Here is a 21,089-nt window from a genome sequence, read left to right as displayed (position 1 = left end):
CGTGCGAGTTATCGACGCCGGCGCAAGGCCCACGCCGTCGCCACGGAGGCGGCGATGCCGAGCTTGAACAGGTCGCCGGGGATGAAGGGCACCACGCCGATGCTGAGCACCGGCCACGACCACGGCGCGCCTAGGCCTGTCACGGCGGACAGCCAGATCAGTCCCGGCAGGTAGGGCAGGGCGAGGCCGACTCCGAAGACCGCCAGCGCACTCCACCCCGACAGGTTCTCGCGAGACATCCAGCCCACGAACGCGGCGGCGAGCACGAACCCAATGACGTAGCCGGTGGAGGGTCCGACCCCGGATGCCCCGGCTGCGAAGATCGGCAGGCCTGCCGAGCCGAGCGCGCCATACAGGGCGGCGGCGCTCAGGCCGCGTCCACCTCCGAGTTTCCAGCCCACGAGCACGACGGCGAGGGTCTGCATCGTCACGGGCACCGGCTTGAAGGGCACGGCGATCTGCGCCGCGAGCGCGATGGCGGCGGTCCCGGAGAGGATCGCCAGGGCGTGGCGGGCCGCCAGCGCCGCGGTGAGCTCATTGGCCTTGCAGGCTACAGGTAGCGTTGTGTTCATAATTCTCCTTTGATGTGACAGACGGCGATCGCGTAGTCGCCGTCGTGGGACAGTGACACGACGGCGTTGCGGCCAGTGCCGAACGCGGTGGCTATCGTGCCGGCGAGAAAGAGGTAGGGGCGCCCATAGGCGTCGGAAAGGATCTGGATGTCGGCGTAAGGGACGGCGTCGGGAGCGATCACAGGCGCTTGGCCGATGAGCGTGGACGACCAGGCCTTGATGAAGGCCTCTTTTCCTGCCCATCGGGCGGCCAGGTGGTGGGCGATTCCCGCGCCGGTCTGGCCGGCCCGGCGCCGGGCTGCGCGCATTTCGGTGGAGGAAAAGACCGAAAGAAAGCGCGTGCCCGGCGCCCGTTGCTGCTCGGCGAAGGTGGGAATGTGGACGATGTCCACGCCGAGCCCGTCCAGGCTGTCCGCGGCGAATGCCACCTGGTTGGTATCAGTTACCATAGGTTCCATCTGCTCCCAGACGCGCTGCCGGGTCCAGCAGCATGCCGACCTCGGCCTCGTGGGGGTCGTAGCCAGGGCGTTCGGCTCCGAACCGGCGCCCCGCGATGGGGTCGTAGAGGCTGCGGCGCCCGACCATGGCCGCTTCGAGGTGGCGTGCGCCCGCAGCCAGGCGAGCCTGCGCCCTAGCGCGCCAGGTACGAGCGGCCTGCTCCCCGTGAGCCCGTTCGATGGCGGCCTCGAAGGCGCCGGGGTGAACGAGCGCCACGATCGACGAGACGTGCCCGAAGCCGAGCGACGTCGCCAGCGCCGCCTTGATTGGTCCCCGCGTGGCGATGGCCAGCGGGTCACGTAGCCACACGAGGTAGTCGTCGGAGGCGAAGACCGGGTCGAGGTTGTCGAGGGAACGGTTGGCCGGCACGATCCCGTTTGCGAACAGCTGGGTCAAGCCCGCGATCTGGAACATGGCGGCGCCGCCCTTGGCGTGACCGGTGAGCGTCTTTTGGGAGATGACGTGCAGCGGGTTGCCTGGGGTTCGTCCCAGTGCCTTGGCCAGGCGGACGTGGAGCTCTGCCTCATTGGGATCGTTGGCGTTCGTCGAGGTGTCGTGCTTGGAGACGACGGCGATATCGTCGACGTCGGCGCCGAGGGCCGCGAGGCGTTGGGCCAGGCGGGAGTCCTTGCCGCCGCGTCCGGCCGCGAGCGCGCCGAGGCCAGGCGCCGGGATGGAGGTGTGGGCACCGTCGGCGAAGGTCTGCACGCTTGCGACGACGCCGTAGACCGGCAGTCCCATCTCGAGGGCCAGGTCGCCGCGGGCGATGAGGACCGTTCCGCCGCCCATGCCTTCGATGAAGCCGCCGCGGCGGAGGTCTCCGGCGCGGGAGAAGAACCGCTCCGAGATGCCCTGGGCGGCCAACGACGCCGAGTCGGCGGTCGCGTTCATGTTGCCGAATCCTTCGAGGGATTCGACGGAGAGGTCATCGACCGCTCCCGTGACGACGAACTTGGCCTTTCCGGCGGCGATCTTGTCGAGGCCGTCTTCGAGGGAGACGGCGGCCGTCGCGCAGGCGGCGACCGGCTGCATCATGGCTCCGTAGCCGCCCACGAAGGACTGCATGGTGTGCGCGGCGATGACGTTCGCGAGGGTCTCCTGCAAGACGTCTTGGGCGATGTCCTCGTTGAGGAATCGTTCGACGAAGAGTTTGCGCATGGAGGACATGCCACCGAATCCGGTTCCCTGCGTCGAGGCGACTTCTGCGGGGTGGACGGCTGCCAGCAACTCGGCGGGCGTGAAGCCCGCGGAGATGAAGGCGTCGACGGTTGTGACGAGGTTCCACACGGCCATCTTGTCGATGGATTCCACCATCGACTGCGGGATTCCCCAACGGGTGGGGTCGAAGTCGGTGGGTAGCTGGCCCGCGACGTAGCGCGAGAGCGTGGTCTTGCGGGGGACCAGTGAGGTCGCCCCCTTCACGCGCGTCACGCTCCACTCGGCGTTGCCGGCGTGTGGCGGGGTGATCTTGGTGAACTGCGGGTCGGCGGCCTCGTAGGCGCGGGCCTCATCCTCGCTGGGCACGGTGAATGTGATGGGTCGGTCGAGGTAGACGGTGACCAGGTCCACGGTGCCCGCGTCAGTGATCGGGCCGTCGTCGACGAGGCGGCGCACGCCGGAGCGTGCCACCACTTCGTCGCGGTAGCGGTCGAAGATTTCCGATTCGTCAACGAGGTTGTCCGCGGCGTCGTACCAGCCGGCCTTGGGCGACTCGTGCCAGGTGAGCAGGCCGGTCATCCAGGCCAGTTCGAGCACGCCGGCGGCGGTCAGTTCCACGCGTCCGTCGGCTTGGATCCCGAGCTCAGCGGCGTGGCGTGTGCGCGAGGACCCCCAGGGGCCAACCTCGCCGATGCCGACGATGACGACGGTGTCCTCGGGGCGGGCGTGGCCGCTTCCCCACACGTCCGCGTTGGCCGGCAGGCCGACGACGTGCGGGCTCGGCAGGGCCGCGATCGTGCCGAGCGTACGCGGGGCGCTGGGCTCGCCACGATCGGCAGCCGCAGCCGCGGCCTTTTCCGTGATTTGGGCGAGGTTGATGGAGGCCAGGCCGCCGGTGAGATCGGCGTCGATGGGGGCCTCGGCGGCACGGGCGCGGGCGTCGTCGCTGATGAGGCCCATGAGCTGTTCGGCCATCTCCTGGGTGGACCAGGTGCGCACGCCCTCGGCCTCGACGGCGGCCACGAGCGGATCGTTGCCGCCCATGAGTCCCGTTCCGCGCACCCAGCCGATGCGCGCGTGGGCGAGGCTCACTCGGCATGCCCAGGGCTCCACGTGCCACTTGTTGACGATGGCGTCGAAGGCGGCCTTGACCTCACCGTAGGCGCCGTCGCCGCCGAAGGTGCCGCGGTTGGGCGAGCCCGGCAGGACGGCGTGCAGGCGGTGATCGACGACCGTGTCGGCGCCGATGCCAGCGAGGCCCGTGAGGAGTCGCTCGACGCCCCACAGCATGAGGCGCGCCTGCATCTCCGTGGCTCCCCCGGCGTCGTCCATCATGCCGAACACGCGCGGTGCGGCGAACGGGAAGAGGAAGTCGGGCACCATGGCCGGTTTCTTCTCCACCGTCTTTCCACCCACGGTTTCGCGCACGGGGTTGCCGATCCAGTCAACGAGCGCATCGATGTCGCGGTAGGAGGAGAGGTTAGCTGGCACGAGCCACAGCGAGGCGTCGCCGCGGGCGTGCTCGCGGTAGATCTTCCGCCCGGCCAGGAGGCGCGCCTGGTCGACGCGGGAGGCCGTGGCGATGACGGTCGCGCCGCCCGCCAGGAGGCGTCCGACGACGGCGCCACCGATGGATTCGGGGGTCATGCCCGTCACGACGGCGATCTTGCCGGAGAACTCACCGGGTGCGGTGCTACGCGCGGCGGCCGCGATGCGCAGGAGCATGACGCGGTCCGCGTCGCTGACCTGGGCGTGGTCCGCGTAGAACTCGGCCTGGCGGGCAACCTCGTGGCCCGTTGCGAAGAAGCTCGAGACGCCGGTGATGGCGTTCTGGCCAGCGACGAAGCGCGCGAGGTCCTCACGTGCGCTCGCCCAACGGTCGTTGAGGAGCACGGCCTTGACCGCGGAGAAGGTAGGCTCAACCTGGGTGGCCCAGTTTGGCCCCAGCTCGGCGCGCACGGCCTCGACGAGCACCGAGTCGTCGGCCTCGGCGGCGGCCACCTGCTCCGTGTGGCCCAGACGTGCCAGCAGGTCTCGTGCGTTCTCGGCGAGCGCCGAGGTGATCTCGGCGGAGAAGGCGTCAAGCGCGGCCGAATCGACCACGGCCGATCCGCCTCCGGCGCTGGTCGGCTTGGCGACGGCGACGCCGGCGATGGCGCCCACGCGCTCGACGGCGGCGTCGATGAGCGCGTCGACCTCGGCCGCCGAGGTCGCACTCGTGGACAGCTCGGCTAGCTCACCGCCGCGGGCGGACTTGCCTTCGCGCGTGTCGAGGAGGAGGACCGCGCTCGTCCACGCGCTCCAGCCTGCCCCGAGCGACCACGCCGAGGCGACGCGCTCGCCCACGTGATCGGGTTTGAGCCCGGCGGCACCGAAGAGCTTGCGCAGACGATCGTTGACCGCCTCGCTGAGCACTGCGCCGAAAGGCTTGTAGTTGTGTGCGAGCTTGTTGACCGTCTTGGCCAATTCGCTGACGCTTGCCTCGGCTGCCCCATCGATGGAGGACAGGTTGAGCTCGGCGGCCATGTCCATGAGCACCTGGTTGCGCTTGGAGGACACGCCGTTGGTCAGGGACTCGACGTTGTCGCTTTCGCCAATCTGATCGAGGCGCAGCTTGTTCGACTCGGCCAGGAGAACCTTGATCGCGTCGGCTGCGGCGAAGGTCAGGTCCTCGACTGGGCCGGTGTAGGCCGGCCCAGCGGCAGGCGCTGCGGGCGGATTGCCCTCGTTCGCGGCGGGCAGGGCTTCCGGCTCGGCTGGAGTGGCCGGAGCGGGGCACGCCTGAGCCGGCGCGGGCTCGGACGGCGTCGCCACGAGGGCGTCGGCGGTGGCCTGGTCCTCGCGGTAGACGATCTTCGCGTCGCGCTGAGCGTTGAGAACGTTGACGTGAGCACCAAAACGCTGCTGCTTGAGCGTCTTCGCCGCCAGGTTGGCCAGTGTGGGCGCGGCACCAAGGCCCACCTCGATGAGCTGCTCGACGCCGGCGCCGCCCTGTGCAACCGGGGTGAAGAGGAAGTCCTGGGTCTCGATCCACCGCACGGGCGAGGCGAACTGCCACGCCAGTAGCTCCACGAGGAGATCTCGGGTGATCTTGCCTGCCTCTTCGTCCAGGTTCACGCTCTCCCAGCGCTCGCGTAGCTCGCGCACGCTGGCGGAGGGAACGACGGCGAGGATGGCGTCAAGGAACTGGGGCGTGAGTTCGAACGGGATCGCCACCAGATTGGGGACGTACCTTCCCGAAAGCAACGCGGGATCGACGTGCGCGGGCAGCAGCCGGTCAAGAAGTTGGCGGAAGTCGGGGACTCCGTCGCGAAGGACCGTCGAGTGGAACGGGACATCGATGCCGGGCACGAGCATGAACGGGCGGCGCCCGCCGGCGGCCTCGGCGCGCTGTTCAGCGTCCTCGGCCAGCGCCTTCAGGCCAGCCACCGTGCCGGCGATGGAGTACTGCTCGCCGGCGAGGTTGTAGTTAACGATCTCGATAAACTCTCCCGAGCGCTCGGCGACGCTGGCGACGTAGGCCGCCACATCGGCGTCGCCCACCCCGAATTGGTTCGGACGCAAGGCGCCCATCTGGTAATTCGAGTGTCCCTCGGCGTCACGCGGGACGAGGTTGTGCATGGTGGACCCGCGGTGGAAGACGATCTCCAGGACGGTCTCCAACGGGAAGATCTTGGCGTAGGCGGACAGGGCGTTGTATTCGCCGAGCGAGTGTCCGGCAAGGTAGGAGCCTTCCACGAGGACACCGGCCTCGCGCAGGCGCTCGGTCTGGGCGAAAGCCACGGTCGCGAGCGCCACCTGGGTGAACTGGGTCAGGTTGAGCACGCCTTGCGGGTGACGGTAGGTCACGCCTGCGGCGGTCAGTTCCTGCGGGTTGTCACGCACGATGGCGAGGATCGAGAAACCGAGCGAGGCGCGGGTGTGGGCGTCGGCGCGCTCCCAGACCTTGCGGGCGGCGGGCGAGGATGCTCGCTCGTCGAGTGCCATGCCCTGGCTTTGCACGCCTTGGCCCGGGTAGACGTAGGCGGTCACGGGCGCGGTCACGGAGGCTGTCGCCACCGACACCACGTTCTTCTCCACACGGCAGGTCACCTCGAGGATGAGGCCTCCCCCTGCCACGGATCCGATGCGCTCGACGCTGATGTCAACCTCGTCGCCGAGGTCCACGGTGCCGTACATGCGGTAGGTCCAGCCCTCGATGTGCCATCCGCGGCCCGCCTCGTCGGTGGCGGAGACGGCGTGTTGCGCCGCCGCACACAGCCACATTCCGTGAACCAGCGGCTGGTCCATTCCGGCAACCTTGGCGGCGCGGTAGGAGGTGTGAATCGGGTTGTAGTCGCCCGAGACCATGGCGAAAGGTGTCATGTCGGCCGGCGCGGTGGCGCTCACCCGGCGCAGGAGGGAACGCGGCGTGTCCGTCACCTCGTGCCCGAGCCCGCCTGCGAGGGCCGGGTCGGCGGGGACGTCCTTGCCAAAGACCCGCCCCCGAATCGCGAAACGCTCGGTGAAGGAACCCACGCGTTCGCCGTCGTGCTGCAGCTCCGTCTCGACGACGACGACGCGGCCCGAGCTTGACTCGCTGACCTGCGTACACGCCGAGCGAGCGTCGAGGTGATCCAGCCCGGCGAGCCGGTCGGTGTCAAGGTCCTCGGTGTGGTCGAGGTGGACGGCGTTCAGCAGGCCCTCGATCACGGGGTAATCGTCGACGATGGCCGAGCCGAGCGCGGCGTAGATCGACGGCCAGCACAGGCCCAGGACCGCGGACGGGACAATGGGGGCAAGATTGAGGGCGCTCGGCAACGAGTTTGCCGTGACGCCGGCGTGCAGGGAGCCAAGCTCGGGGCGCAGGGAGAAGCGGTACCACGCCTCGCCGTAGGCGGAAATGGCAGAGTCGCGGATGACCGGCAGCTCACCGATCCAATCGTCCATCACGTTCGGCGCGCCCACTCCCGCCGTCGCCGCCAGCAGGGCGTTCATGGCCTGCGGCAAGCGCTCGTCGTCCACCACCGGCATCGCGCCGGTGTGGGCCCCAGCGGGGATCGTCAGTGGAATGCGCATCTGACGCACGGCGTGCTGGTGGGCGCCGGTGCCTTCCCACAGGGTGTCGAGCTCGAGAACGAGGTCGTATCCCCTGTCGGTGGGGACGAGGTCGGCGTCGCTGACCACCCGGGCGGGGTTGGTGATGACATGCCCGTGCCACTGGATGTTCTCGGCATTGCGCAGGTAGTCCTCCACCGTGGCAGCGTCGCGGGAGAAACGGACGGCATCGCCCGAAGCCGCGCCGGAGCGTTCGAGCGCATCGACGGTCGCCGCCTCGTAGCGGCCAAGGATGTCGGCGATCGGCTCGTTGACCGAGGTAATCCCCGCCACGGACACCGGCCCCGGGATGATACGAACCTGGTCGGCGCTGTAGCGCGGGTCGTGGGACTGCCACAGGCCGTCGGTGCCCCACGAACGCAGGAGGTCGGCGTCGATGACCGGCACGAACGGGACAGGCTTGGGGTACTTGCGGCACAGTTCGACGAACCAGGCCGCGTCAAAGGTGGTCACGTGAATCTGCTCAGCCATCGGGTAGGCCGCGATGACCTTCTCGATCGCCGCGCCCGGCTCCTCGGCCGCCACCACGTCCGGGAAGAGCGAGGTGACCTCGCCCGAATCCTGCGGCGCGAGGCGGGCCTCCACGCGCTGAAGCAATTCGTGGAAGCGCTGGACCCAGGAGGCGTCGTTCCACGGGTAGGCCAGCTCGGCGTAGCGGCGTAGCACGTCGGCATACGTCATCATCTCGAGGTCGCCAAAGTACGGCTTCGCCGTCGCGTTGATCGCCTCGATGATCTCCCCGCGGCGCTCGGCGAGGGCCTGCGGATCGCCGGCAACCTCGACGATGAGCCGGGCGGCTCGAGCCGCCGAGTTCTCAATCTCGTACATGTCCGCCAACAGGTGCGACAAGCCGGAGGTCACCCCGCCGTCCACCTCGCCTTGGCCGACCCAGCCCGCGTTCTTGTCCGCGCTCACACCCGGGGTCTGAACAAGAAGTTGCTTGACGTCGTCGTTGGTCTTGGCCTCCTTGGCCGTCATCGCGGCGGTGCCGATCATGATGGCATCCACCGGCATCGTGACCGGGCCGTGCTCGAGCGCCCACTCGCCGGTGAGGAAGGCGGCCGCGCGTTGCGGCACGCCGAGTCCCCCGCCGACCACGAGAATCAGGTTCTCCAGCGCACGGATCTCGGCGTAGGTAGACAGGAGAAGGTGGTCGAGGTCCTCCCAGGAGTGGTGTCCGCCGGCGTGACCGTCCTCCACCATGATCAAAACCGGGCAGTCGGCGACGCCGCGTGCGATGTCGAGCACCTGACGGATCTGACCCACGGTTCCCGGCTTGAAGGCCACGTAGCTGAAGCCCTCGGCGCGCAGGCGCCGCACGAGCTCCGTCCCTTCCTCGAGTTCGGGGATTCCCGCGGAGATGACGACGCCGTCGAGCGGCGCCCCGCTCATCCTGTCGCGGGAGACGATGTGCTGGGTGCCGAATTGGAGATTCCACAGGTAGCGGTCCATGTACATGGCGTTGAACTGGGCGGTGCGGCCCGGCTCGAGCTGGGCGACGAGCCCGGCGAGGTTCTCGGCGAACACGTCCTCGGTGACCTGGCCGCCGCCGGCCATTTCGACCCAGTAGCCGGCGTTGGCGGCAGCGGCGACGATGTCGGGCTCAACGGTGGTCGGCGTCATGCCCGCCAGTAACACGGGAGCGCGACCGGTCAGGCGGGTAAAGCGGGTATCGACAACGCGGCGCCTCTGGCCGTCTTCCTGGATCCAGGCCAACTTCGGGGCGAACCGCGACCAGTCAGCCCCCTTCTCCCATGTCATGCCCGGCATGGACATGTCGTCGCGGGCGCTCGCCGTCGCGGCATTGACGACGCCGATGCCGCGCCCGAGCGTGTTTGCCTGCGTGATCCGCCCCAGGCCTAAGCCGGGGCCCAGGTCGATGACCCACTCGGCTCCCTGGCTTGCCTGAGCAAATTGCGTGTCCCAGTCGAGGCGGTCGGTCAGCACCGCTGCCGCGAGCGCGTCGAGGCCGGGCTCGCGCCAGCCGCAGGCATCCATCCACGAGATCACCTGTGCCCGCGCCGGGGCCAGGAGGTCGGAGTGGAAGGGCGCCCAGACGTCGAGGAATTCGAGCACGGGGTCAATGGGTGCGCCGCCAACCCTCTTCTCCGAGCGCGCCCGGTGCTGAGCGTCAGCCAGGGTGGAGATGTCTGCCCGGACTGCGTCGAGAGCCGCCGGAATGCCCGACAGCGTGAAGGAATCGCGCGTGTTACGGATCGCGATGCCTGCGCCATCGTGTGCATCGACGATCCGGGCGAGTTCGGTTTCAGGGATGCCACGAACGGCGAGCATCGGCGTCAGTTCGCCGTGACGTTCCGCCCCAGCCGAACGCATCGTCCAGGTGGCGGCCGCGCCGATGAGGCGGGCGAGGGCGAAGATCCGTGCCGCGTGGTCGAGGTCGCCATTCTTGGCGATCTCAACTGCCAACACGCCCTGGGAGTGTCCGATGACGGCGTGCGGGGCGCCCGTCAGTCCTAGATCCAGGTGGGCGCCGAACTGGGCCAAGAGAATTCCGGGAACTGAGGAAAAGGCCTGCACGGACGGGTTGTTAAAGAGGTCAAGCGGTCCGGCGCAGATGCGAGTCAGCTCGGGAAGGACAGGCGCCAGAAGGCGCTCGGCGCGCGCCTGGACCTCGGTCAGCGCGCTACGAATCGCCGGGTCCTCGGCGACGTCGGCAAGGGCGGTACGCCAGGGCGTGGCCTGCCCGGCAAACTGGAGGACGTAGGGAGTGCCTGCGTTCAGTTGTTCCGTGAGAGTCATGTGTGTCTCCTTAGTGCTACATCGGCATGTTGCCGTGGCGCGCGGGGCCGTGATGGATAGTGGTTTTGGACTGAAGGGCCTCCAGTGAGGAGGCGATGGTGTGGCGGGTGTTGCTCGGGGCGATGATGCCGTCGAGCTCGCCGCGGGCCACCGACAGATAGGGGTTGACATTGGCGCGCGTGTATTCGCGCGAGAGCCGGGCGAAGACCTCGGTGGCGTTGCCCTCGGCCTGGGCGGCCTTGAGCTCGCGACGGTGGATGATCGACACCGCGCCGTCCGCGCCGAGGACAGCGATTTCCGCGCCCGGCCAGGCGTAGACGAGGTCGCCGCCCAGCGACTTCGAGCCCATCACGATGTAGGCTCCGCCGTATGCCTTACGCAGGATCACCGTCACGAGCGGGACGGAAGCGGTGGCGTAGGCCCAGATCAGCTTCGCGCCGCGACGAATGATGCCCGCCTGTTCCTGCTCCGTGCCTGGCCGATAGCCCGGCACGTCCACGAGCGTGACCACCGGAATCTTGAAGGCGTCACAGAACTGCACGAAGCGGGCGGCCTTCTCCGAGGCGTCGACGTCGAGGGTTCCGGCGTCGTGGAGAGGCTGATTCGCGACGATTCCCACCGACCGGCCCTCGATGCAAGCAAAGCCCACCACGATGTTGCGGGCGAAGAATTCCTGGATCTGGACGAACTCGCCGTAGTCGACGATGGCGCCAATGACGTCGACGACGTCGTAGGGCACCTTCGTCGATTCCGGCACGAGCGCGCCGACGTCGATCGCCTCCGGCTCGGCGTCGGGAAGATAGTCGTAGGACGGAGCGGGCTCGTCACAGTTGGCGGGCAGGTAGGTCAGGAGCGTGCGCGTGTAGTCGAGCGCGTCGTGCTCATCCTCGGCTAGGTAGTGAGCGACACCGGAGTGGAAGTTGTGCACCTGGGCTCCGCCGAGGTCGGCGAAGGTGACTTCCTCGCCCGTCGTCGCACGGACGACGTCGGGGCCGGTGACGAACATGTGCGAGTTGTCCCGCGTCATGATGATGAAGTCGGTCAGCGCCGGCGAGTAGACCGCACCCCCGGCGCACGGGCCAAGGATGAGCGAGATCTGCGGGATCACCCCGGAGGCCGCGCACGTCTTCTTGAAGATCCGCCCGTACTGGCCGAGCGCCACCACGCCTTCCTGGATGCGGGCCCCGCCCGAGTCCATGATCCCGATGACGGGGATGCGCAGCGTGAGCGCCTTGTCAATGGTAGCGATGATCTTGTCCCCCTCGGCCTCGCCGAGCGTGCCGCCCTGCACCGAGAAATCCTGGGCGTAGATCGCAACGCGGCGACCGCCGATGGTGCCCAGCCCGCAGGTCACGGCCGCGCCCTGGAAGCCCTCGGCCAGGTTGCCGCCCACGAACTGGCCGATCTCGGTGAACGAGGCGGGGTCCAGGAGTTCGGCGATGCGCTCGCGCGCGCTCATTTTTGACTTGGCGTGTTGGCGCACGCAGGCCTTCTCCTCGGCCCGCGCGGAGATGTCCTCCTGGTAGGCAATGAATGCCTCTCGGTCGACGTCGTGAGAGGTCGTGTCGATCGTGACCGATTCGTTGGTCGGGGTGATGTGAGACATGGTTACTCCTTTCCAGCCTCGCTCGGCGCGGGCACGATGGAGAGCAGGGGTGCTCCGGCACTGACGTTGGCGCCTTGGTCCACGGCGATGGATTCGACGACGCCGTCGAGCGGGGCATACACGTAGCTCTCCATCTTCATGGACTCCAAGACGATGAGGAGGTCGCCCTCGCGCACGGGTGCACCGACCTCGGTCACCACGCGCACGACGATGGCCTGGATCGGCGAGCGCACGTCGCCCGTGGCGGCCTCCGTGACGGTCGCGGCCCGGGAGCGGGCGGCCCGGCGCAGAGGCTGCGGGCGTGGCGAGGGCGTCGCTCCCCCGCCGAAGAGGCCCTTGGGGACGGTCAGTTCGGCCATCCGCCCATCGATTTCGATGGTGAAGGTCTGACGCTCGGCGGGCTGCGGGTTGGCGGGCTGGCCCGCGTAGGCGATCGAGGTCGCGGCCGCCGGCTGGGCCGCAGGGGCTCCCTGCTTCCACTCCGGCAGGAACTTTTCCTCAAACCAGCGGGTGGAGAAGGCGCCAGCGCGGAAGACGGCGTCGTGAAGAATGTCGCGGTAGAGGGCCACGGGCGTGGCGATTCCGACCATCCGCAGCTCGGCCAGCGCGCGCAGCGAACGGGCGATGGCGGCCTCGCGCGAGGGGCCGGTGACGATCACTTTGGCCAGCATGGAGTCGAACGCCGAGGTGACGAGGTCGCCCACGGCCACCCCTGTCTCGATGCGCACGCCGTGGCCGAGCGGCCACTGCAGCTGGGTGATGGTTCCCTCGGAGGGCTGCATGTCGCGCGTGGGATTCTCGCAGGTGATGCGGAACTCGAAGGAATGGCCGGCCGGTTGGGGCACGGACGCAATCTCCTCGCCGCGGGCGATGCGAATCTGCTCGGCAACGAGGTCGAGACCAGTCACTTCCTCCGACACCGTGTGCTCGACCTGCAGTCGCGGGTTAACCTCGAGAAAGAAGACGTCCTCGTCAACGAGGAACTCGCACGTGCCGAGGCCCACGAAGTCCGCGCCCTCGAACAGCGCCTTCGACCAGACAAGGAGCGTGCGCTCCTGCTCCTCGCTCAACCCTGGGGCGGGTGCCTCTTCGATGAGCTTTTGGTTGCGGCGCTGGAGGGAACAATCGCGGGTGGAGACCACCGCAAAGTTGCCGTGCGAATCGCGCATACATTGTGTTTCAATGTGGCGCGCTTTCTCTAGGAATTTTTCGACGAAGATGCCTGCGAGGCTGTCGCCTTGGGCAAGGAAGAAGTGGTCGAGGTCGGCGTCGTCGCGGATGATGGTGATGCCACGCCCACCGCCACCGTCGGCCTTCTTCGTCACGATCGGGTAGCCCCAGCGTGCCACGAATTGCTCAACTTCCTCCCGGCCTGAGATTGCCTCGGAGATGCCTGGCACCGGTTGGACTCCCGCTCGCTCGGCGAGCTGACGGGCGCTGATCTTGTCGCCGAGTTCGCGCAGGGTGTGCGGCGAGGGGCCGATCCAGGTCAGGCCTGCGGCTTCGACGTCGTGGGCGAATTCGGCGTTCTCAGAGAGAAAGCCGTAGCCGGGGTGAATGGCAGTTGCTCCGGTGCGTTTGGCAAGCTCGATGAGTTTGGCGCCGTTCATGTAGGTTTCGGCGTAGCTGGTTCCGCCGAGTGCGTGGGCTTGGCCTGCCATACGTGTAAATGGTGTGCCGCAATCGGCTTGCGCATATCCGACAACGGTTTCCAGCCCCATTTCGGTTGCGGTGCGGATGATGCGCAGAGCAATCTCGGAGCGGTTAGCGATGAGTATTTTCATGGCTTTTCCTTTCCCTGACTGTGGCGGTTTGCAAATCGGCATCCGGCTTTATCTGGCCGAATTCTGCAATCATGGCGACCTCACTGGGTGCTATTGCCACGTCGCCATGTGGGGTGCGAACAATGAGTTCGGCTCGGGGGCTTAAGACCTGGATTACACCGGTTTGGCCCGCGACCGTAGTCTCGTAGCCCCGCCCGGCAAGGTGGGCGTTGAGTTCCGTGATGAGGTCTGTTGTGTTTGGTTGGTCAGGATCGGCGGCAAAGGTCGTGATCCGCTCGCGTAGCTGATCGAGGTAGGCGGATAATAGTTGGTCGATGACGGCAGTTTCTTCATCGTTGTTGAGAACACCTGCGCTGGCGAGTGAGGTGGAGCCTGGGAATAGCGCCTTCCCTTGTTGGTAGACGTTGACCCCGACGCCGAGGGCGAGGCAGAGTTCGCCGCGTCGCTTGCTGGTGTCTGCGAAGAATTCGCCTAATACGCCTGCGATTTTCAGCCCGTTGGGGGTCACGATATCGTTGGGAAATTTCACCTGGAACTGCCCGCCTGTTGTGATGGCGAGTGCACTACGCATGGCGGCCGCAGCGATGAGCGTGAGGAAGCCGAGTGTGTCCCGAAGTACAGGGGTGTCTGGTAGCACTACAAGCGTGGAGGCGAGCAGTGACTGGCCTGCTTCGGAGTGCCAGCTTCGCCCGAGCCTTCCCCGCCCCTGGGTTTGGACGCCAGCGACGATGGTTGTTAGCGGCGCAGCACCTGGCAGCGATCGTAACGTATCTTGGGTAGAGGTCGTTTCCAAGACATAATGGACCTCCGCCTTCTGCGAGGTCCGCGCGAAGTCACCTGCCAATAAGAACATACGGTTACGATAGCGTAACCTACGGACGGGTAACCCTATGGCGCGTCACCCCCACCAAGGTAGGCCGAGTTTCTCTAGGAAAAAGAAAGGGAAACCCATCCTCGTGACATACCCCACTACAGGCGAAAGCAGCCACAGGGCCCGCACCAAACACCACCTAGGTACCTTAACAACACCCTAAAACTTTTCGACTACAGCCCAACAACCATTAGACTCCGTTCACCAGCAACAGAGCATTCAGCCAAAATACGTTGTTTGTAGAGCAATTTTTCGATACAGTGAAAGCGCCTGTCAGACAACCGATGTCTGGCGGATCGCGAAGGTGCGAATGTCAGAAAGGTGCAAAGATGCCCCCATTACTATCTATGCGGAAACGATTCACGCAAGTTTTCGCGGGTGCCAGCGCAGTAGCGTTGTTAAGTGTTGGCTTGACTCCAACCCTTGCAAGCGCAGCGCCGGAAACCACAGAATCGCCTGTTGTAGGAGCGACAACAACCGACACCAATTCACCCGTTACAGCTTCGAGCTTTGAAGTTCTTAACAAAGACAAGGGTGAACCCTTCGAAGTCGGAGAGACGATTAATTTTCGCGTCACCCTCAAGAATAATACAGAGAAGGCCCGCGCTTTCGGCTTCAAAAATTCCAACCTCGAGGGCGACTATCAGAAATGCCGATGGTGGGAGGTTAAGCCCGGAGAGACAAAGCGCGATTGCGATTTCCTTTCCCATAAAGTGACAGATGCAGACGCAAGCAAAGGCTTTTTCACACCACAGGTGACCTGGATCATGCGCGAGGAAAGCGATAAAACACATACCGCTACCGTGGTGAATACCGGCACAACTTCTGGGGATGCGATTCCTGTGGCGACCAAGCTCGCGGATCTTTCAGATATCACCGTAACAGGCGGAGAAGGTAAGCCCAGCTACAGCGCTGGAGACCAGTTCAGTTACGAATATACCGTCACCTCACTATCAAAAGAACAGCTCGCCGTTGAAGGTGAGGGTTGCACCAAAACCCTCGAGGCCGAAAAGAGCATGAACTGCTCAGCTAAGTACACTGTTAAGGAAGAAGACCTGGAACGCGGACACGCCGAATTGGCAGCCAACGTTAAGGTCAGCCACGACAAGCAGAGCACTACTCTTAAGAAAATTAAGTCCGTGAGCGTCCCACGAGTTTGGCCACAAGCAACCGCATTCAAGGCACCGAATGCTGATCCCCGGCTCGACGCACGCCTCACCAACCTAAAGATTCTCGACGAGAATACGAGCAAATACAATATCCGAATTCCCGCCATCACCATCGCACCCAACGGGGATATTCTCGCCTCATACGATCTAAGACCGAAGAGTGGAATCACCGGCGGCATGGACTCACCGAACGAGAATTCCATCGTTCAACGCCGCTCGACCGATGGCGGAAATACCTGGGGCCCGCGTACGGTTATCGCCAAAGGTAAAGTTGCTGGAAAGGGAGAACGCTTTGGTTGGTCAGATCCATCCTACGTTGTCGACCACGCTACCGGAGAGATCTTCAACTTCCACGTCGGTTCCCTCGACGCTGGACTACCAGAGAGATTCAACCCGTCCTACAAATTGGACGCGAGCGGCAAGGTAGACACGAAACACCGTCAAGCGATGAATTTCGCCGTAGCTTCCTCGACCGACAATGGTCGCACCTGGACATCTCGTCTCATCACGGATGATGTCCTCAGAAGCAGCGGCGCGAACATAAGTGACATCGCTGGTTGCTTTGCGACGTCAGGAGCTGGTATTCAAAAGATGCACGAGCCATTTAAAGGGCGCCTCCTCCAACAAGCAGCATGTCGTTTTAAGACTGGCGGTTTCCAGGCCATCACCATCTTCTCAGACGACCACGGCAAGACGTGGAAGGGTGGACACTTTACTAATTCACCCCAGAAAAACTTCGACGAGAACAAGGTCGTAGAGCTCTCTGACGGAAGCTTGATGCTGAACTCCCGCGTGTCCGGGAATTTTGGTAAAGGTAGACGTATTGTGGCGTCATCAACTGATGGTGGCGTAAACTGGAAAGATATTCATATCGACGATAATCTTCGCGATTCGACCAATAACGCCCAAATTCTCCGTCCTTTCCCGTCGGCAAACAAGGGAACGCTACGTGCCAAGGTCCTCCTATTTTCCAATACAGAACAGGGAGAGCGCGTTAACGGAAAGGTCAAGATGAGCTACGACGATGGTAAGTCGTGGCCCGTTGCAAAGCAGATCCGCGAAGGCGGTACCGGCTACACGACGATGGCTGTTCAACCCGACGGTTCGATCGGACTGCTCATGGAACCAGCTATTTGGAACCAAGTCGGCTACGTGAACTTTACGCTCAAGGAAATCTCGAAGGATTTGCCTTTCGAGGTGGCCCTCAAGAACGTTAACGACGTCGTGGCAACCGATGGTACGCCAATCGCCCCAATTAAGATGGACTCCACTGGTAATGATCCAGCTCTTGCTGACACCTACTCGGCTGAAGGGCTCCCCGCTGGCCTGACGATCAACGCAAAGACAGGCCAGATCGAGGGCACCCCTGCGGTCGGGAATAAGGACGTCAAGAGCTTCGACGTCAAGGTGACCTTGACCGAGGCCGAAGACGGCACGGGTATCCCGCGTGTATCGTCGCAGACCTTCAAGATCAAGCTTGCACCGAACCCGACGCCTGCACCGAACCCGACGCCTGCGCCGGACCCGAAGCCGGAGCCGACCTCCAAGCCGGACCCGAAGCCGGAGCCGACCTCCAAGCCGGACCCGAAGCCGGAGCCGACCTCCAAGCCGGACCCGAAGCCTGATCCCAAGCCGACGCCGAAGGTTGAGTTTGTTTCTCCGAGTGCTCCGATCTTCCCGAGTGGTTCTGATCCGGTGACGTGCAAGGTTAAGCCGTCCGTTACGATCGTTGCGACAAAGGGTGTGACTTACTCGGTGACGGTTGATGGTAAGGACCTTGAGTGGGTTAAGGATAATCCGTCGAGGTTCGAGTACGAGTACGGTAAGACCGTTGTGGTGAAGGCCAAGGCTGTTGACGGCTTTGAGCTGGCCAAGGATGCTACGGCTGAGTGGTCTTGGACTGCTCCGACACGTGAGGCGCTTAAGTGCGATTCCACGCCTGCCCCCAAGCCCCAGGGTCCGAAGGGTGGGGCGCTGATCATTGATCAGGGCTCGCCTACGCCTCAAACTGGTCTGGTTCACACCGGTGCTACGGTTGCTGGTCTGTCGATCCTCGCCGCAGTCTTGCTGATTGCCGGTGGTGCTGTAGCGATCATCCGCCGCCGACAGAACTAAACCTGTGACGCGGTAATTCGCTAAAGGTTGGGGTCGATACTTCGGTATCGACCCCAACTCCTATTATTCCCAAAAGTACAGCAATAGCCGGCCAATACACAGCGATCGATGTTCGGGCCCGTTCCACCGTAGGTCGGCCGTGGTTTCGGTGGGTCGGCCGTGGCCTTGACAGGCGAAGCGGCTTGGAACAATTGAGTGGCGGGGCAGATCTCAAATCTGCCCCGCCACTTTCAAACCGCCTGGGTTCTATCCTTCGCGATAGACGATCCCCATCGAGCCTGCTGGATAATGCCACGTCAGCGTGCCCGGAGGAGCAACTGCTAAACAAGTTCCACACTCAAGGCATGCGGCATATTCGACGGCGATCTCACCGTTTTCTTCCGAATACACATGCGCAGGGCATACGTTGACGAGCAGCTTAGCCGCTCCCGTCCGCCGCACCAACTCCTGGTTGACATGGATATGGGGGTTGCCCTCATCAATCTCGTAAACGTTGCTTGCTAAACGGTCGTTGATCGATCCCGGGTTAGAATTTGCCATCTTACATCGACCTCACTGCGTCAAATCCAAGTTTCGCCAACTGCCCGAGAGACATGCGAGACTTCTTCACACCACCCAGTATGACCTTAACTAGCCGCTTTCGAGGTGTGAGGTCATGGTTGTAGACGCCGTAGAGAATATCCGCGGCTAACTCCCCCATCGCCCCATACATGGCAGGATTCTCAAGGAATTCTGGAGCCTTTGCATAAGTATCCATGTCCTTACCAACAAAGCTGGCGTTGTACTGATCTACGTAGGCGCCGAGCGATTGTGCCGAATAGTCTTGTGACTTCAGTGCCCGTGAGATTGCACTCGCCGCGGCGCGTGCCGAACCTGCGGCAAGATCCATCCCCCGGACGGTAAAACCAGTGTTGAGGGTGAATCCGGCAGCGTCGCCGATGACGAGGAGACCGCCACGAACAAGGTCGTGTTGCATCTTCTTGCCGCCTTCGGCCACGAGATGGCATCCATACTCCAAAAGCTCACCGTCCTTCAGAAAAGGAGCTATAGCGGGGTGAGTCAGGAAGTAGTCGTGCAGGTCTGAGGATTTCTTGCCCGACTTCGCCAAATCGTCCAAACGCGCCACGATGCCGATCGAAATTGAGTCGCGGTTGGTGTACATGAAGCCGCCTCCAGCAACGCCTTGCGTGCAATCTCCGACGACGGCGTAGGCTGCGCCTTCCTCTCCCGTCAGGTTGAAGCGCTCCGCGATGATGTCCGGGTCGAGGGCAATAACGGACTTGACACCCACGGCCAGGTTTTCTTGTGGCTCCTTGGCCCGAATGCCTGCGTACTGTGAGAGAAATGAATTTACGCCGTCCGCAGCAACAACCACGTGTGCGCGTAGCTCATCTTCACCGGCGCGCACTCCCACGAAGTGTTCTCCGTCTTGGATAAGTGAGTCTACTTTCACGCCGGGCATCACGGTCACCCCCGCGTTCTCACACTGTTCGGCAAGCCAGGGGTCAAACTTCGCTCGTAGCACTGTTACTGCATTGACGGGTTCGCTTAGTCGGCTATCCCAGTAGTCGACGTTGACGAAATTATCCTTGTTGAGGAAGCTAAGACAATTCCTTGTAATCACACGCTCGATTGGGGCCTCATCGATGAAATTGTCAAAGATTTCCTGCATGATGCGGCAGTAGAACACGCCACCAGATAGATTCTTCGAGCCAGGTTCAATACCTCGTTCGATGAGTAGCACCTCGTGGCCGTCTTTCGCTAGGAGGTATGCGCATACACTGCCTGCGATACCCCCTCCAACGACGATGACGTCGAAATCAACTTCGCCCATCGTCACACGGCCTCGGTGAGAGCTGGAAGCACGGTATACAGATCGCCGACGATTCCGTAGTCCGCCTGCTCAAAGTAGGGCGCATTCTTGTCCGAGTTTATGACGACGACGGCCTTGGCCTCGTTCATTCCTGCGGTGTGCTGGATCTGGCCTGAGATACCGGCGGCGATGTAGAGTTCGGGGGTCACGTGCTGGCCGGATACGCCCACGTAACGGTCGCGTCCTAACCAGTTATTACCTTCGGCAATTGGGCGTGAACAGGCCACTTCGGCACCGATCTTTTCTGCCAGGTTAAATGCGATCTTCAGGTCATCTTCGTTTTTGAACCCGCGTCCCACGGCGACGATCTTCTTCGCTCCACCAAGGTTGACTGACTTCGCCTGTGAGCTTTCCGCGCCAGTCACACGCAGGCCCGCCTGGTCAAGTGTCAAGGGGTCACCTTGTATGGTTTCCCCCTCGAGTACAGTTCCTCCTGAGACAAGGACTACTGCCGGGCCCTCAATGGTTTCTTCCACGATGCCCCCGAAACGAGCAGCAACGATACCCCCATCGAAAACGCCCTTGGTACCCGTGACAAGGGGCAGTCCCTTCACCGCGGCGATGGCTCCGGCGATGACTCGTCCGGTCGGCGTCGCGGGAAGAAGAACGAAACCGGAAGCATCGACGTACTTGGCCAGGGCTGGAGCAAAACTCTCTGCCGGTGTGTCTTCAGCGAGTGCGATGTCGACGTGTGCCACCGGTAGCTCGGGGGATCCCACAGAGATGATGGTCGTATCGCCAGGCAGTTCATTGCCCCATGCAATAAGGGTCGAGATATTGGAATCAAGAGCAATAATGGTTGTCATTGGTTTTCTCCTTTACAAAATGCCGTCGGCTTTGAGTGCTTCGACGAGTTCTGCCGCAGCGTTCTCGCCTTCAAAAACCTTCTTCTTGCGGGTGCGCAACTCGGGCTGGCTCACTGAACAAACATTGCGCCTGACCTCGGTTGTCGCAATATCAGCGAGAGCAACCGTATCCAGCGGTTTCTTGCCCGCAGCAAGAATTTCCTTCATCGAGGCAGCTTTGACTTCGACGGCGTCCGTTGCCACCCCCAGCACGAGCGGGCCAGTAGCCTCAACCGTGCGTGTACTAGATTCGGTGCGCTGACGAATCGTCAGCGTCCCGTCCGCTATTTGAACAGATACAACGTCAAGCAAGCATGGCCATCCGAGTGCGCCAGCCAGGAGCGGACCCATGACGCCGGCTCCCTCGTCAACGGAGGCATCGCCGGCGAAGACTACCTGGACGTCGTCGACTTTCCTGACAAGTTCAGCTAGCGCCCTCGCTGTCTGCGTGTTCGACCAACCTTGCGTTTCGTTATCTGCGACGACGAGCGCGCGGTCCAGCCCCTTGGACAGGGCATTCTTCTTTGCCAAGGATGAGGCAACGTCCTGTCCACCTACGCTAATTCCGACGACCTCGCCGGCTCCCTCGGCTGCAAGCTTCTTGGCGAGCTCAATCGCAACCGGGTCATATTCGGATACTGACTTCTTGACACGAGACCAGTCGACGACGCCGTCAGGGTTGACTTTCGCGTCCTGGGGATTACCCGCGTACTTGTATGCCACGATGACTGACATTTTCCA

General features: G+C 63.7%; 11 protein-coding genes. 1 reads left to right on the top strand and 10 read right to left on the bottom strand.

Annotated features, from left to right (window positions below):
• Positions 1-8: 8 nt before the first annotated feature.
• Genes HLG82_RS02775 through HLG82_RS02750 form a run of 6 tightly spaced genes read right to left on the bottom strand, consistent with a single transcriptional unit; the run spans position 9 to position 14,328 of the window.
• Positions 9-572, bottom strand: a complete 564-nt coding sequence (locus tag HLG82_RS02775; RefSeq protein WP_193327208.1) for a biotin transporter BioY — start codon at positions 570-572, stop codon at positions 9-11.
• Positions 569-1,021, bottom strand: a complete 453-nt coding sequence (gene acpS / locus HLG82_RS02770; RefSeq protein WP_193327207.1) for a holo-ACP synthase AcpS — start codon at positions 1,019-1,021, stop codon at positions 569-571. Before acpS ends, HLG82_RS02775 begins: the two co-directional genes overlap by 4 nt.
• Positions 1,011-10,085 carry a type I polyketide synthase gene (locus HLG82_RS02765; protein WP_193327206.1) on the bottom strand — a complete coding sequence of 3,025 codons (9,075 nt, stop codon included), beginning with the start codon at positions 10,083-10,085 and terminating at the stop codon, positions 1,011-1,013. The genes acpS and HLG82_RS02765 overlap by 11 nt, the downstream gene beginning before the upstream one ends.
• 16 nt (positions 10,086-10,101) lie before the next feature.
• On the bottom strand, positions 10,102-11,691 hold the full coding sequence (locus tag HLG82_RS02760; protein WP_193327205.1) for an acyl-CoA carboxylase subunit beta: 1,590 nt from the start codon (positions 11,689-11,691) through the stop codon (positions 10,102-10,104).
• A gap of 2 nt (positions 11,692-11,693) precedes the next feature.
• Positions 11,694-13,475, bottom strand: coding sequence for an ATP-binding protein (locus tag HLG82_RS02755; RefSeq protein WP_193327204.1), 1,782 nt, complete (start codon positions 13,473-13,475; stop codon positions 11,694-11,696).
• Positions 13,456-14,328: a biotin--[acetyl-CoA-carboxylase] ligase gene (locus HLG82_RS02750; RefSeq protein ID WP_193327203.1), complete on the bottom strand. Its 873-nt coding sequence runs from the start codon at positions 14,326-14,328 to the stop codon at positions 13,456-13,458. The genes HLG82_RS02755 and HLG82_RS02750 overlap by 20 nt, the downstream gene beginning before the upstream one ends.
• A 428-nt stretch (positions 14,329-14,756) precedes the next feature.
• Between HLG82_RS02750 and HLG82_RS02745 the strand changes: the two genes are divergently transcribed.
• Positions 14,757-17,630, top strand: coding sequence for an exo-alpha-sialidase (locus HLG82_RS02745; RefSeq protein WP_193327202.1), 2,874 nt, complete (start codon positions 14,757-14,759; stop codon positions 17,628-17,630).
• Positions 17,631-17,876: 246 nt separating this feature from the next.
• On the opposite strand, the gene HLG82_RS02740 is transcribed toward HLG82_RS02745, so the two are convergent.
• The 4 genes from HLG82_RS02740 to HLG82_RS02725 are packed head-to-tail and all read right to left on the bottom strand — an operon-like array spanning position 17,877 to position 21,083.
• Complete coding sequence (locus tag HLG82_RS02740; protein ID WP_193327201.1) at positions 17,877-18,170, bottom strand: ferredoxin family protein; 294 nt, start codon at positions 18,168-18,170, stop codon at positions 17,877-17,879.
• Between the two features lies 1 nt (position 18,171).
• A complete protein-coding gene (locus tag HLG82_RS02735) occupies positions 18,172-19,464 on the bottom strand; it encodes an FAD-dependent oxidoreductase (protein WP_193327200.1) in 1,293 nt (430 codons plus the stop codon).
• A gap of 2 nt (positions 19,465-19,466) precedes the next feature.
• A complete protein-coding gene (locus tag HLG82_RS02730; RefSeq protein ID WP_193327199.1) occupies positions 19,467-20,309 on the bottom strand; it encodes an electron transfer flavoprotein subunit alpha/FixB family protein in 843 nt (280 codons plus the stop codon).
• Positions 20,310-20,321: 12 nt separating this feature from the next.
• Positions 20,322-21,083 carry an electron transfer flavoprotein subunit beta/FixA family protein gene (locus HLG82_RS02725; protein ID WP_193327198.1) on the bottom strand — a complete coding sequence of 254 codons (762 nt, stop codon included), beginning with the start codon at positions 21,081-21,083 and terminating at the stop codon, positions 20,322-20,324.
• Positions 21,084-21,089: the final 6 nt, after the last annotated feature.

Source organism: Trueperella pecoris (assembly GCF_014926385.1).
GTDB lineage: Bacteria > Actinomycetota > Actinomycetes > Actinomycetales > Actinomycetaceae > Trueperella > Trueperella pecoris.
Note: the sequence above shows the minus strand (reverse complement) of the source record. Positions and strands in the feature narration are given on the sequence as shown.